Genomic DNA, 13,386 nt, shown 5'->3' with positions numbered 1-13,386 from the left:
AGAGACCTGCTGCTCGGCAGCAGAGACTTGTCCATCCGCGTTTCACAGGTGTGGGGGCAGAGGGGTGTCGGGGCGACCGCACCCCCCCCCCCCCCCCCCCCCCCCGCCCCCCCCCCCCCCCCCCCCCCCCCCCCCCCCCCCGCCGCCGTATCTCTGTCTCGTTCCTCCTTCGCGGCACCGTCCGCGACCACACCGGTGCGCAGCGTTGACCGGGGCCGAACGTGTGAGTAACTTCCGAAATCGACCGATTTCGTGGTGAACACTTTCCGCCCGGCGTTACCCCGCCCGCAGGGAGGCCAACGTGAAGACCCGAGCGCGCCGCGCCGCCATCGCGCTGAGCGCCATCGCCATCGGTGCCGCCGCGCTTACCACCACCGGCGGCACCGCAGCCCCGAAGCAGCCGCAGTCACCCGCCGAGCTGCTCAAGCAGATGACGCTGGAGGAGAAGGTCGGCCAGCTGTTCGTCACCTACGCCTACGGACGCACGGCGGACACCGCGCACCCGCAGAACCAGGCGGAGTTCGGAGTCGACACCCCGGCGCAGGTGGTGCAGAAGTACCACCTCGGCGGCATCATCCACTTCGCCTGGACCGACAGCCTCTACGACCCGAAGCAGATCGCCGAGCTGTCCAACAGCCTGCAGGACGCCGCGCTCAACTCCGGCGCGAAGGTGCCGCTGCTGATCTCCACGGACCAGGAGCAGGGCCAGGTCACCCGGATCTTGGAGCCCGCCACCCAGTTCCCCGGCAACATGGCGCTCGGCTCCGGCCGCAGCACCGACGACGCGGTCCGCGCGGCCGCGATCACCGGGCAGGAACTGCGGGCGATGGGGCTGAACCAGAACTTCGCACCGAGCGGCGACGTCAACGTCAACCCGGCGAACCCGGTGATCGGGGTGCGGTCGTTCTCCTCCGACCCGGCGCTGGCCGCGCAGCTCACCGCCGCGCAGATCCGCGGCTACGAGGACTCGGCGAAGCCGGGCGAGACGGTGTCGGCCGCGGTCAAGCACTTCCCCGGGCACGGCGACACCAGCCAGGACAGCCACACCTCGCTGCCGGTGATCGAGCACGACCGGCAGCAGTGGGAGCAGCTGGACGCGCCGCCGTTCAAGGAGGCGATCGCCGCCGGGACCGACATGGTCATGAGCGGTCACCTCATGGTCCCCAAGCTCGACGACTCCGGTGAGCCGTCGACGCTGTCCCCGAACGTGCTCACCGGGATGCTGCGCGACGAGCTCGGCTTCAAGGGCGTGATCGTCACCGACTCGCTGAAGATGGACGGGGTGCGGGAGAAGCACCCGGACGCCGAGATCCCGGTGCTCGCGCTCAAGGCCGGTGCCGACATCATGCTGATGCCGTTCAACGTGCAGGTCGCCATCGACGGCGTGGTCAACGCGGTGCGCAGCGGCGAGCTCACCGAGCAGCGCATCGACCAGAGCGTGGAGCGCATCCTGGCGCTGAAGGCCGCGCGCGGCGTGCTGGACAACCCGTTCGTCGACGTGTCCAAAGTGGACCAGATCGTCGGGACGCCGGAGCACCTCGCCGAGGCGCAGGCCATCACCGACCGCACCACGACCGTCCTGCGCAACGACGGGATGCTGCCGCTGCGGAAGCCGGGATCGATGTTCGTGACCGGCGCCGGCGACAAGGCGACCGCCGCGCTGGCCGAACGGATCAAGGCGCGCGGACCGCAGGCATCGGCCCTGGCGACGGGCTTGAAGCCGACGCCGGAGCAGATCGGTCAGGCCGTCGAGGAGGCCAAGCGCAACGACGTCACCGTGGTGCTGACCAACGCCGCGTGGAGCGAGGCCAACAAGACGCAGCTCGACCTGGTCCGCGCCCTGCAGCAGACTGGGAAGCCGGTCGCCGCCGTCGCCGTGCGCGACCCGTACGACGCGGCGCACGTCGACCTGCCCGGCTGGATCGCCACCTACTCGGACAAGGCGGTGGCGATGGAATCGCTGACGAAGGTGCTCTTCGGCGAGATCTCCCCGGTCGGCAAGCTGCCGGTCCCGGTGCCCGACCCCGGTCAGCCGGGTGTCGACGAGTACCCGTTCGGCCACGGCCTGAGCTGGTAGCCCGGGTGAACGCGGAAAGGGCAGGCATGGGTGTGAATCGACGGGGCTTCCTGACCGCCGCGGCGCTGACGGTGCCCGCGGCGGGCCTCGCGACGAGTTCCGCGTGCGCCGCCCCGCGGTCCACCGACCTCGGCCCGGGCGTCAAGACCGGGGCGGACGTCCTCGCCGCGCGGAACTGGCAGGACATCACCGGCCGCCGGGTCGGGGTGGTGACCAACCCGACCGGCGTGCTCGCGTCGCTGGAGCACGTCGTGGACGCCATGCACGCCAGCGGGGCGGTGGACGTGGTCGCGGTCTTCGGGCCGGAGCACGGGTTCCGCGGCACGTCGCAGGCCGGTGGTTCGGAGGGCGACTACCGCGACCCGCGCACCGGGCTGCCCGTGTACGACGCGTACGGGGCCGACGCGGCGAAGCTGGCCGGGATGTTCCGCAAGGCGGGCGTCGAGCAGGTCGTGTTCGACATCGCCGATGTGGGCGCCCGCTTCTACACCTACATCTGGACGATGTTCACCGCGATGCAGGCGGCCCAGCAGGTCGGAGCGGCGTTCCTGGTGCTGGACCGGCCGAACCCGATCGGCTCCCGGGTCGCCGGCCCGCGGCTGGACCCGCGGTTCGCCTCCGGCGTCGGGCTGCTGCCGATCGTGCAGCAGCACGGCATGACCGTCGGCGAGCTGGCGCGGCTGTTCGACCGCGAGTACCTGCCGAGCCCGCTGGAACGCCTCGACGTGATCCGCGTGGAGGGCTGGCGCGGGCGCGGCGCGGACGCCGGGCTGCCGTGGGTCCCGCCCAGCCCGAACATGCCGACCCCGGACACCGCGGCGGTCTACCCGGGGACCGGGCTGTTCGAGGGCACCGTGCTGTCCGAGGGCCGCGGCACCACCAGGCCGTTCGAGATCATCGGCGCGCCCGGCATCGACTGGCGCTGGGCGGAGGAGCTCAACGCCGCCGGGCTGCCGGGGCTCCGGTTCCGCGAAACCTACTTCGTGCCGACTTTCTCCAAGCACGCCAACGCAACCTGCGGCGGCGTGCAGGTCTACCGCTCGGGCGAGGTCGACGCGATCGGCGCCACCGTCGCGATGATCACCACCGCGCGCCGGTTGTACCCGCAGGTCTTCGGCTGGCGACCCGACAACATGATCGACAAGCTGTCCGGCTCGGACCGCCTGCGCACGATGGTCGACGCGGGCGCCGACGTGCCCGAGATCGTCGGCCCCTGGCAGGGCGACGTGGTGGACTTCCAACGACAACGCGAGCCGTACCTGCTGTACCGCTGAGGGGGACGCGATGGGCAAGACCATTCTGGTGGCGGTCGCGCTGCTTTCGGTCACTGCGCTGGCAGGGTCCGCCACGGCGTCGCCCGGCCACGTGTACGGGCACTTCGACCGGCCGCAGGACGGCTTCGCGCCGGCCGGCACCTTGTTGTCCGACGGGAGCCCGGAAGACGTCGGGCTCGATCCACACCCGATCGACGCGGCACTGCAGCAGATCGCGGCCTGGACGGACAAGACGCCCGGCCGCGAGCACCCGATGTACGCGGGTGCGGTGAGCCTGCTGGCGCACGAGGGCGTCGTGGTGCGCCGTTCGGTGGCCGGGCACGAGCTGCGCTACGCGGACGGCAACGGCACCGAACTGCCTCCCGAGCAGCGGGAACCGATGCACCGCGACACGATCTTCGACGTCGCGTCGATCAGCAAGCTGTTCACTTCGATCGCGGTGCTGCAGCTGGTCGACGACGGGAGCGTGCAGCTCGACGCGCCGGTGGCCACCTACCTGCCGGAGTTCGGCGTCAACGGCAAGGAATCGATCACCGTCGAGCAGCTGCTCACCCACACCTCCGGCCTGCAGGCCGAGGCCCAGCTGTGGAAACTGCCGCCGGAGCAGCGAATCCCGTCGATCATGCAGCTCACCCCGGACCACCCGCCGGGCACCAACTACACCTACTCCGACCCGAACATGATCACGCTCGGGCTGCTGGTGGCACGCGTCTCCGGCGCCCCGCTGGACCAGGTCGTGGCGGAGCGGATCACCGGGCCGTTGGGCATGACCGACACCGGCTACAACCCGCCCGCCTCCGAGCTGCACCGCATCGCGGCGACGGAGTACGAGGCCGAGCCGCCGCGCGGCATGGTCCGCGGCCAGGCGCACGACGAGAACGCCTGGGCGCTCGGCGGCGTCGCCGGGCAGGCCGGGGTCTTCTCGACCGCCGACGACCTCGCGGTGCTGGGGCAGGCGGTGCTCAACGGCGGGACCTACGGCGGCAACCGCATCCTGTCGGAGGAAGGCGTCGAGATGATGCTGACCGACTTCAACGGCGCTTTTCCGGGCAACTCGCACGGTCTGGGCTTCGAGCTGGACCAGCGCTGGTACATGGCCGGGCTCAGCGGCCCGCGGACGGCGGGGCACACCGGCTTCACCGGCACGTCGCTGGTGATCGATCCGACGTCCCGTTCCGTGGCGGTGCTGCTGACCAACCGGGTGCACCCGTCGCGGCAGTGGGGGTCGAACAACGCCGCCCGGCAGGCCTTGGCGCAGGGCATGGCCCGCGCCCTCGGCGTGGCACCGGCGCGGGGCTCGGAATCGTGGTTCTCCGGGCAGGGCGGGACGTTGACGACGGACGTGCTGGGGCCGGTCAGCGGCCCGACGCAGGTGTCGTTCTTCGCGTTCGTGGACACCCAGCGCGACGGCGACGGCACGGACCCGCTGCTCGTGGAGTCCAGTGTGGACGATGCCGGGTGGCGGCCGGTGCCGCTGCAGGCGTCCGGTCCCGGCGCGCCCGACGAGCCGCAGGATTCGTTGGCCGGGGCCGGGCATCGGAGCTGGTGGAAGGTGCGCGGCATGGTCGACGCGAACGCCGGCCAGCAGCTGCGCCTGCGGTGGCGCTACGCGCCGGACGCGCAGTACACCGGGCGCGGCGTGAACGTGGACGGAATCCACGTGGCCGACCGCGACGCGACGCTGCTGGACGGCGAGCTCGAGGCCGCGCGCCTCCACCCCGAAGGCTGGCTCTCCACCGGCCGCTGACGCAGGGGTCCGCAATTTCCATTGAAATTGCGGAAGTTATCCACAACCTCCGGCGTGTCGTGTGCCCGACTCGCCGGAGGTCCGCAATTTCAATGGAAATCGAAGGTCCGATTTCCATTGAAATTGCGGCGGAACCCGGTCATGGGAGTGGGATCCAGGTGGTGCCGGTGGGTTCGGCGGCGACCCGGCCGAACTGGACGTCCGCGAAGTGGATCCCGAAGCCGATCGTGTTCGGCTCCCGGAGCTCGCGCAGCAGCTCCTGGCGCGACCTGACCGCCGCGTCGTGGTCGACGTCCGCCCGCACCGGCCAGGTCGGGTTCTCGATCTGCACCGCGCTGTGCAGCGCATCGCCCAGGACGATCAGCCGCCGGCCGCCCGAGGAGATCGTGTACGAGGCGTGGCCCGGCGTGTGGCCGAAGGCGGTCCGCACCCGCACGCCCGGAAAGACCTCCTGTCCATCGTGGACGGTCTCCACCTGCTCGCCCAGCCGGTCCAGCATCTCCTCCGTGACGTCCGCGGCGTGCTGGTCGCGGCGCTCCCACTCGCGCTCGGACAGCAGCACCCGCGCCTTCGGGAACGCCCCGTGGTGCGCCCAGCCGATGTGGTCGGTGTGCAGGTGGGTGATCGCGACGGCTTCGATCTCGTCGGGTTCGCGGCCCAGCGCGGCCAGGTTGCCAAGCAGGTCGCGGCCGTGGATCGCGCCGATGGCCGGGTTCGCCGGATCGTCCGGCGAGCCCGCCGGCCCGTAGCCCGCGTCGATCAGCATCGCCCGCGAACCGCGCTCGACGAGCAGACCGCCGATGCTGGCGACCAGCTGCCCGGCCTCGTCGAGGTGGCGCGCGTGTTCGCGCCAATCGGCTTCGGTCGTCCCCGGGAACCAGCCGCGCGGCTTGAGGCCCACGACGCCGTCCGGGACGTAGCTGACGCGCAGGTCGCCGAGTTCGATCGAACGGATTCCGGCCACGGCGTTCCAGCGTTGTGCATCGTTCATGACCGAGAACTTACAATTTGAACTATTAAAGTTGCAACAGTTCTAGCTTGCTAGACTCGCCGCATGGACCAGCCGATGGCCGCACGCGAGCTCTGCAGCCTGATCAGCGAGCTCGCGCACAACATCGACGAACACGTGCGCGGCTGCGTCGCCGACACCGACCTCACCGCGCCCCAGGCGATCGCGCTGCGCGAGCTGAGCGAGCCGCTGACCATGCGCGAGCTCGCCGACCGGATGCACTGCGCGACGTCGAACGTGACCTTCGTGGTCGACCGGCTGGAGAAGCAGGGCCTGGTCACCCGGCAACCGCACCCGCGCGACCGCCGCGCCAAGCAGCTCACCCTGACCGCCGAAGGCGAGCGGCAGCGGGCGAACATCATCGACCGCTTCTCGGTGAACACCCCGCTGGCCGGGCTCACCCCGGCGGACCAGCAAGCCCTGCACGACCTCCTCCGGCGGGCCCTCGCCGACCGCTAGCGGCGGGCCGCCGTTCGAGTCGCGGGGCGGGTCGCGGGCGGGCAGGGTCGTACCGCAGCCGCAAATCGTTCGGAGGGAGTCGAAGTGTCGGCGATTCCGCAGGACCGCGAGGAAATCCTGAACAAGCGCGCCTTCGCCCACGTGGCCACCATCGGGCCGCACGGCGAACCGCAGTCCAGTCCGGTGTGGATCGACTGGGACGGCCGGTACCTGAAGTTCAGCCAGACCAAAACGCGGCAGAAGTACCGGAACCTCAAGCGGGAGCCGCGCATCGCCATCTCCGTGCACGACCCGGACCAGCCCTACCGGTACGTGGAGGTGCGCGGCAAGGTCGCCAAGATCGAGGACGACCCGGACCGCGCGTTCATCAACAAGATGGCGAAGAAGTACCTCGACGAGGACGAGTACCCGTGGCCCCGGCCCGGCGAGGAGCGCGTGGTGGTCTACGTCGAACCGGAGCACTCGACGAAGCAGTGACGACGGAGGGGCGCGATTTCGCGCGGAATCGCGCCCGCCCCGGTCACGTCGGCGGCAGGACGTGGGCGCCGGTCCGGTCCGTGGCCAGGCAGAGGGAGCAGATGATCGTGTCCGGGACAGCGGAGGCCAGCACGTCCGGGCGCTCGAAGGCCTGGTCGCAGACGTCGCAGGGGTAGGCGGTGTCCACCGGGTCGCCGTCGGCGCCGAAGCGCGGTTCCGGGATGCCGTCGTCGGTGCGCCGCAGGTAGTAGCGGCCCCGCGTGACCGCCGCCAGCAGCGGCGTCAGCACCGCCGCGATGGCCACCGCCGCGATCGGCGAGTACGGCTGGATCGCCGCGCCCAACGCGCCGAAGTACATCGCGATCGAGAAGCCCGCCGAGGCCAGGAACGCCACCACCCCGACCGGGTTCACCGCGTGCAGCATGCCGCGATCATGACGCCGGGTGTGAATCGCATCGTCGCAGCGTCGGACCGGGAATTACCCCTTTCGGAGTAGTTGGGTTCCGAGGCAACCTGGGTATGAGATTGCCGCGTCTTCCCCGTGGAAACCCGGAAGAGGCCCATTGACCTGCACAAGCGATGGTTAGTAAGTTTCCCACATGGTCACTGACGACACGTTCCGCGAATCGGGCGAGTCCAGCCCGCTCGTCAAGATTCGCTCCCTGCTGCCCGGCCTGGCCCGGGCGGAGCAGCGCGTGGCCAACATCGTGCTCGCCGATCCCGCGTCGATAGCCCGGCGCAGCATCACCGAGGTCGCCGAGGCCGCGGGCACCAGCGAAACCACCGTCACGCGGTTCTGCAAGGCGATCGGCGTCGGCGGCTACCCGGACCTGCGGATCGCGCTGGCCGCCGACACGGCGCGCACGTCCGTCCGCGACCGCGAGCTGGGCAGCGACATCGCCCCGGACGACGACCTCGGGCAGATCATCGAGAAGGTCGGTTACACCGACGCGAAGGCGGTCGAGGAGACCGCCGGGCAGCTGGACGCCGCGATCCTGCAACGGCTCGTCGACGACGTCGCCACCGCCCGCCGCATCGACGTCTACGGCGTCGGCGCCAGCGCGTTCGTCGCGCTCGACCTGCAGCAGAAGCTGCACCGCATCGGCCTGACGTGCTTCGCGTGGGCCGACACGCACAACGCGCTGACCTCGGCCGCGGTGCTGCGGGAAGGCGACGTCGCGATCGGCATCTCGCACACCGGCGCCACCAGCGAGACGGTCGAGGCGCTGCGCGAAGCGCGGCGGCGCGGCGCCACCACCGCGGCGCTGACGAACTTCGCCCGCTCGCCCATCACCGAGGTCGCCGACCGCGTGCTGACCACCGCGGTGCGCGAGACCACCTACCGCTCCGGCGCCATGGCCAGCCGCATCGGCCAGCTGACCGTGATCGACTGCCTGTTCATCGGCGTCGCGCAGCGACACCTGGACCAGGCGAAGGCCGCGCTGGAGGCCACTTACGAGGCAGTGGGCGGCCACCGCCTCGACAGCCGCCCGGACCGCCGGCGGCAGAAGGAGACGTGATGCGCGACCCCGACCCGCACCCCGAGCGGGTGCTCCCGCAACTGCCGCAGGAGGCGTGATGAGCCCGGACCGCGCGGTCCGCGTGGACGCTCCCACCGAGCGCAGCAACCCCAGGACCAGGGATATCGACCTGCTGCCGACCCTGGACATCCTGCACGTGCTCAACGGCGAGGACCGGACGGTGCCGGTCGCGGTCGGCCAGGTGCTGCCCGAACTCGCCCGCGCGGTCGACATGGCCGTCGCGGCGCTGCGCGCGGGCGGCCGCGTGCACTACGTCGGCGCGGGCACCTCCGGGCGGCTCGCGGTGCTGGACGCCGCCGAGCTGATCCCGACCTTCAACGTGCCGCCGACCTGGTTCGTCGCGCACCAGGCGGGCGGCCCCGAGGCGTTCCGGCGCGCCGTGGAGAACGCCGAGGACGACGTCGATTCCGGCGCCGCCGCCATCCGGGAGGACACCAGCGGGATCGACTTCGTCCTCGGGCTGGCCGCGTCCGGGCGCACCCCGTACGTGCTGGGCGCGTTGGACGCCGCGCGGCAGATCGGGGCGGGAACGGCGCTGGTGACGTCGAACCCGGACGTCGGGCCGGTGCCGGCCGACGTGGTGATCGCGGTGGACACCGGGCCGGAACCGATCAGCGGGTCGACCCGGATGAAGGCGGGCACCGCGCAGAAGCTGGTGCTGACCTCGTTCTCCACCGCGGTGATGATCCGGATGGGCCGCACCTACTCGAACCTGATGGTCAGCATGCTCGCCACGAACGCGAAGCTGCGCGGCCGCACCATCGGGATCCTGCAGGAGGCGACGGGCGCCTCGGAAGAGGTGTGCTCGACGGCGCTCACGGCGGCGGACGGAGACCTCAAGACGGCGTTGGTGCACCTGCTCACCGGCGTCGACATCGAGCGCGCAGCGGCGGCGCTGGCAGTCTCCGACGGCCACGTCCGCGACGCCCTCCGCGCCGTGGAGGACTGACCGGGACACGTTCCCGCAGGTCCGGGGTCAGGCCGCTGCCAGGGGCAGGTCGTAGCTGCGGCGGACGCTGGAGCCGAGGACCGCGATGTTCGCGCCGTAGACGTGGATCGAGATCGCCTTCGACGTTCCCGCGTTGCGCACCAGGTGGATGTCGCCCGGCGGCGCGAAACCGCACACCTCGCCCGGCTCGTTGGTGCTCCGGCCCGCCGGAACCAGGTGGTCGTCGCGGATCTCGTAGCGCTGCTCGTGCTCCACACCCTCGTAGACGCCGGTGACGCACCACGAGACGTGGTCGTGCACGGGAGTCTGCTGCCCGGGCAGCCAGACCAGGGCGACGATCGAGAAGCCGCCGTCGGGTTCCACGTGCAGCACGTGCTGCCGGTAGCCGTCGGGATCGCCGATCCGCTGCTCCGGCCGCAGCAGATCGGGCCCGGCCAGGAACGGCCGGAGCGCTTCTCCCACCAGTTCGGCGGTTTCCGCCGCCGGCGCGCCCCGCCGCACCTGCTCGCGGATCGCCCCGGCCAGTTCAGTCAGCTGCGAAGTCATGCGAATCACCTTGCCCCGCCCCGAATCCGCGCGTCGACCACCGAAAACCTGGTGGGGCTCAAAGCAATGCTTATAGATCGCGCATCGCGGCGCCGACTTGGCGGAAAGTCTCCAGCATCAACGCGGTCGCCGGAATCCGGTGGTGATCGCGCAGCGCGTAGGCCGACACCTGGCGGCCCGCCAGTTTCCGCACCGGTCGGCCGATCACCTGCGGATGCCGCAGGAACGACAGCACCAGGCCGGGCATCAGCGCGATCCCGGTGCCGGCCGCGACGAGGCCCTGCACGGCGAGGTTGTCGTCCGTGGTGAACGCGATGTCCGGTTCGAAGCCGACCGCGCCGCACTCCTGCACGAAGTGGTCGCGGCAGCGGGCGCAGCCGGCGATCCAGCGTTCCTCCGCCAGGTCCGCCAGCTCCACCGAGCGCCGCCGGGCCAGCCGGTGGCCCTTCGGCAGCACCGCGACGACCGGATCGTCCAACACCGCCACACCCAGGACGTCGCCGTCCAGCCGTTCCGCCACGCCGGGATACGTGAACGCCAGGGCGACGTCGCACTCGCCGCGGCGCAGGGTTTCCAGCGAATCGGGCGGCTCCGCCTCGATGAGCTGGATGCGCAGGCCGGGGTGGTCGCGTGTGACGCGCGCGGTCGCGGCGGGCACGATCGTGGCGCTGGCGCTGGGGAAGGCGCAGATGCGGATGTGGCCCGCGCGCAGCTGCCGGATCGCCGAGATCTGGTTCTGCGCCGCGACGAGATCGCCCAGCACGGCGGCGGCGTGCCGGGCCAGCACCTCACCGGCTTCGGTCAACCGCATGGTGCGGCCGACGCGGGTGAACAGCGGCGTGCCGACGGCGCGCTCCAGCGCCCGCATCTGCTGGCTGACCGCGGGCTGGCTGTAGCCGAGCCGCCGCGCCGCACCGGAGTACGAGCCGGTCCGCACGACCTCGTGGAACGTCGGCAGGTACCGCGGATCGACCATATTGAGAATGTCTCACGTTCGGCGGGCGTCGATCAGGGCCGAACAGCCGTCGTGAGCGGCCGCGACCGCTCACGACGGCGGATCAGTCCGGGAGGCCGGCTGCGACGTTGCGGTAGGCGTCGGCGACCAGGCTCCAGAAACCTTCGGAGTCGAGGGTCGTGGCGACGTCGGCGTTGTGGACGCCGGCCGGCGCCCGGAAGTCCGTGACCGTCATGCCCGAGGTGAACCGGCCCTGGGTCTCGACGTCGACGCGGGCCGGCACCGTCTCGAACAGCCCCGGGTCGATCACGTAGGCGACCGCGCACGCGTCGTGGATCGCCGGGCCCTCGTCCTGGTAGCTGATGTGGCTGCCGTAGAAGTCCAGGCACGGCGTGATCAGCTCGGACTCCAACCGGCCGAGGCCGGTGAACCGCGAGCGCACCGCGGCGTTCGCCCGCGCCTGGTAGGTCAGGTCCAGCCCGATCATCACCGTCCGCCAGGGCGCGTTGAACGCGACGGCGGCGCCCTCGGGATCGGCGAGGATGTTGAACTCGGCGGCCGGGTTGGTGTTGCCGCGGGTGTAGGAGCCACCCATGATCACGAACTGCCCGGCCCACTCGGCGATCCGTGGCTCCTTGCGCAGCGCGAGCGCGATGTTGGTGAGCGGCCCGACCGCCACCAGGCTGATCTCGCCGGGCGCGGCGGCCAGGGTGTCGATGATGAAGTCGACCGCGTGCCGGCCGCTCAGCTCCGACTTCGGCTCCGGCAGCACGACGCCGCCGAGACCGGTGTTCCCGTGCACGTCCCCGGCGGTCCGCGGCTCGCGCACCAGCGGCCACCCGGCGCCGCGCGAGACCGGGGCGTCCATGCCGTAGTAGTCGTGCAGCCGCAGGGCGTTGTCGGTGGTGTGCTCCAGTTCGACGTTGCCGCCGACGGTCGTCACGCCGACCACGTCCAGCTCCGGGCTGCCGTGCGCCAGCGCCAACGCCAGCGCGTCGTCGATGCCCGGATCGCAGTCGATCAAAATCTTCTTCACGCCGTATCCCTCACCTCTAGAGGCTGTATTGGATGTCGTGGGGTGTTGTCCTTGAAGCGGCGCAGCCGCTCAGCCCACCCTCGCAATGCGCACCGCCGCGGGTTCTTCTCGCGAGGACGGCCCCGAAGTGGCGAATTGGCATGATGCCGGGGATCCCACAGCGAGAAGACGGGCTCTCCAGCCCTCGCGGGAAGTTCAGCCCTCTTGGACGGCGTCGGCGATCGACTTCGCCTCGCGCGCCCCGGCCTCCAGCGCCTTGCAGCAGTACACAATCCAGGCCGCGACCGCGTCGATCTCGCCGGTGGCGAAGCCGAGGGCCAGCTCGGCGTACTCCTCCTGCCGCCGGAAGTACGCGACCTCGGGAACCACCAGGCCCTTCGGGTCCAACCCGCTGCCGATCACGCTCAGCCTCGCCGCGGCCCGCGCGATCACGCCGTCGGCGGTGCCGAACGGCTGCAGCGCGAGGAGCTCGCCGTGCACGACGGCGGCCAGCACCGGGCCCGGGCCCTGGGCCTCCCGATCGGTGATGATCTCGGCGAGCAGGTCGAGCCGCTCGGCGATCACCGGGTCGGGCTGCGGGCGGCCGAGCAGGTCCGGGTCGTCGACCAGGTCCGCGGCCGCGAGCACGTGCATCCGGGCCAGCGCCTGCCGCGGCGCGCGCTGCCAGGTGGGCAGCAGCGTGCCCATCGCCTCGGCGATCCGCAGCGAGCCGGCCAGCAGCGGGTCGGTGACCTCCCCGGACTCCGGGATCTCGGCCGCGCCACCAGCGATGGCCGCCGATGCGCGGGCCGCCCGGACCGACGCCTCGGCCGCGGTGGCGGGCCAGCCGCGCCGGTTGGCCGGGTGCCGGTGCACCTCGTCGATCGCCGCGCGGGCGGCGGTCACGGCGTCGGCGACGCCGTCCAGCTCCAGCAGCGGTACCAGCGATGGCTTCTCGTTCACGCCCGACGACGCTACCGGCACGCCATCACCCCATCGCCCGGTCACGCTGCGACATGTGACACAGTGGCCGCGCTGCCGCCCTGCGTAATGCGGCGATTTCGGACCGCATTGCCGGATTGGTCTGAACCATTTGGACGAACCCTCTGTTGCAGTGAGCCCGATCGCATTACGGTTCCCATAGCACTGACATCCCCGCACCAGGGAGGTTCTCGGCAATGACCCAGCCCGACGGGCAGAGCAACACGCTCGACAACCTGCTCACCGAAAGCAGGGCATTCCCGCCGTCCCAGGAGTTCGCGGCGCAGGCCAACGCCACGTCGGCACTGTACGAGGAAGCCTCGGCCGATCGGGAGGCGTTCTGGGCGAAGCAAGCC

The 13,386-nt window shown here is 71.3% G+C and carries 13 protein-coding genes; 7 read left to right on the top strand and 6 right to left on the bottom strand.

Annotated elements, in window-relative coordinates:
* The first annotated feature begins 301 nt into the window (after positions 1–301).
* Genes AC07EQ_RS38640 through AC07EQ_RS38630 form a run of 3 tightly spaced genes read left to right on the top strand, consistent with a single transcriptional unit; the run spans position 302 to position 5,098 of the window.
* Positions 302–2,077 carry a glycoside hydrolase family 3 protein gene (locus AC07EQ_RS38640; protein WP_478392772.1) on the top strand — a complete coding sequence of 592 codons (1,776 nt, stop codon included), beginning with the start codon at positions 302–304 and terminating at the stop codon, positions 2,075–2,077.
* Positions 2,078–2,103: 26 nt separating this feature from the next.
* Positions 2,104–3,351: an exo-beta-N-acetylmuramidase NamZ family protein gene (locus tag AC07EQ_RS38635; protein WP_478392771.1), complete on the top strand. Its 1,248-nt coding sequence runs from the start codon at positions 2,104–2,106 to the stop codon at positions 3,349–3,351.
* Positions 3,352–3,361: 10 nt separating this feature from the next.
* Positions 3,362–5,098: a serine hydrolase domain-containing protein gene (locus tag AC07EQ_RS38630; protein ID WP_478392770.1), complete on the top strand. Its 1,737-nt coding sequence runs from the start codon at positions 3,362–3,364 to the stop codon at positions 5,096–5,098.
* A gap of 139 nt (positions 5,099–5,237) precedes the next feature.
* On the opposite strand, the gene AC07EQ_RS38625 is transcribed toward AC07EQ_RS38630, so the two are convergent.
* Entirely contained in the window at positions 5,238–6,089 is an 852-nt protein-coding gene (locus tag AC07EQ_RS38625; protein WP_478392769.1) for an MBL fold metallo-hydrolase, read from the bottom strand.
* A gap of 63 nt (positions 6,090–6,152) precedes the next feature.
* Here AC07EQ_RS38625 and AC07EQ_RS38620 point away from each other — a divergent pair, with 63 nt between their 5' ends.
* Both AC07EQ_RS38620 and AC07EQ_RS38615 read left to right on the top strand, forming a co-directional pair.
* Positions 6,153–6,566: a MarR family winged helix-turn-helix transcriptional regulator gene (locus AC07EQ_RS38620; protein ID WP_478392768.1), complete on the top strand. Its 414-nt coding sequence runs from the start codon at positions 6,153–6,155 to the stop codon at positions 6,564–6,566.
* 84 nt (positions 6,567–6,650) lie between these two features.
* Positions 6,651–7,043, top strand: coding sequence for a PPOX class F420-dependent oxidoreductase (locus AC07EQ_RS38615; RefSeq protein WP_478392767.1), 393 nt, complete (start codon positions 6,651–6,653; stop codon positions 7,041–7,043).
* Positions 7,044–7,086: 43 nt separating this feature from the next.
* On the opposite strand, the gene AC07EQ_RS38610 is transcribed toward AC07EQ_RS38615, so the two are convergent.
* A complete protein-coding gene (locus tag AC07EQ_RS38610; RefSeq protein ID WP_478392766.1) occupies positions 7,087–7,467 on the bottom strand; it encodes a hypothetical protein in 381 nt (126 codons plus the stop codon).
* Between the two features lie 175 nt (positions 7,468–7,642).
* Here AC07EQ_RS38610 and AC07EQ_RS38605 point away from each other — a divergent pair, with 175 nt between their 5' ends.
* Positions 7,643–8,563 carry a MurR/RpiR family transcriptional regulator gene (locus AC07EQ_RS38605; RefSeq protein WP_478392765.1) on the top strand — a complete coding sequence of 307 codons (921 nt, stop codon included), beginning with the start codon at positions 7,643–7,645 and terminating at the stop codon, positions 8,561–8,563.
* 58 nt (positions 8,564–8,621) lie between these two features.
* Complete coding sequence (locus AC07EQ_RS38600) at positions 8,622–9,533, top strand: N-acetylmuramic acid 6-phosphate etherase (protein WP_478392764.1); 912 nt, start codon at positions 8,622–8,624, stop codon at positions 9,531–9,533.
* Positions 9,534–9,560: 27 nt separating this feature from the next.
* Here the strand turns inward: AC07EQ_RS38600 and AC07EQ_RS38595 are convergent, their stop codons facing one another.
* The 4 genes from AC07EQ_RS38595 to AC07EQ_RS38580 all read right to left on the bottom strand — a co-directional run bounded on the left by AC07EQ_RS38595 (position 9,561) and on the right by AC07EQ_RS38580 (position 13,012).
* Positions 9,561–10,079 carry a cysteine dioxygenase family protein gene (locus AC07EQ_RS38595; protein WP_478392763.1) on the bottom strand — a complete coding sequence of 173 codons (519 nt, stop codon included), beginning with the start codon at positions 10,077–10,079 and terminating at the stop codon, positions 9,561–9,563.
* Positions 10,080–10,149: 70 nt separating this feature from the next.
* On the bottom strand, positions 10,150–11,055 hold the full coding sequence (locus tag AC07EQ_RS38590; RefSeq protein WP_478392762.1) for a LysR family transcriptional regulator: 906 nt from the start codon (positions 11,053–11,055) through the stop codon (positions 10,150–10,152).
* Between the two features lie 82 nt (positions 11,056–11,137).
* Positions 11,138–12,070, bottom strand: a complete 933-nt coding sequence (locus AC07EQ_RS38585; RefSeq protein ID WP_478392761.1) for a nucleoside hydrolase — start codon at positions 12,068–12,070, stop codon at positions 11,138–11,140.
* Positions 12,071–12,265: 195 nt separating this feature from the next.
* Positions 12,266–13,012 (bottom strand): Fic family protein, encoded by a 747-nt coding sequence (locus tag AC07EQ_RS38580; protein ID WP_478392760.1) that lies wholly within the window; start codon positions 13,010–13,012, stop codon positions 12,266–12,268.
* Between the last annotated feature and the right edge of the window lie 374 nt (positions 13,013–13,386).

It is taken from the genome of Saccharopolyspora sp. NPDC045839, from assembly GCF_056431645.1.
Note: the sequence above shows the minus strand (reverse complement) of the source record. Positions and strands in the feature narration are given on the sequence as shown.

Bases quoted from the DNA above. Each gene is read 5' to 3' on its own strand.
- AC07EQ_RS38595 (WP_478392763.1), bottom strand. From the start codon at position 10,079: ATGACTTCGCAGCTGACTGAACTGGCCGGGGCGATCCGCGAGCAGGTG.
- AC07EQ_RS38630 (WP_478392770.1), top strand. From the start codon at position 3,362: ATGGGCAAGACCATTCTGGTGGCGGTCGCGCTGCTTTCGGTCACTGCG.
- AC07EQ_RS38605 (WP_478392765.1), top strand. From the start codon at position 7,643: ATGGTCACTGACGACACGTTCCGCGAATCGGGCGAGTCCAGCCCGCTC.
- AC07EQ_RS38600 (WP_478392764.1), top strand. From the start codon at position 8,622: ATGAGCCCGGACCGCGCGGTCCGCGTGGACGCTCCCACCGAGCGCAGC.
- AC07EQ_RS38625 (WP_478392769.1), bottom strand. From the start codon at position 6,089: ATGAACGATGCACAACGCTGGAACGCCGTGGCCGGAATCCGTTCGATC.
- AC07EQ_RS38620 (WP_478392768.1), top strand. From the start codon at position 6,153: ATGGACCAGCCGATGGCCGCACGCGAGCTCTGCAGCCTGATCAGCGAG.
- AC07EQ_RS38635 (WP_478392771.1), top strand. From the start codon at position 2,104: ATGGGTGTGAATCGACGGGGCTTCCTGACCGCCGCGGCGCTGACGGTG.
- AC07EQ_RS38590 (WP_478392762.1), bottom strand. From the start codon at position 11,055: ATGGTCGATCCGCGGTACCTGCCGACGTTCCACGAGGTCGTGCGGACC.
- AC07EQ_RS38610 (WP_478392766.1), bottom strand. From the start codon at position 7,467: ATGCTGCACGCGGTGAACCCGGTCGGGGTGGTGGCGTTCCTGGCCTCG.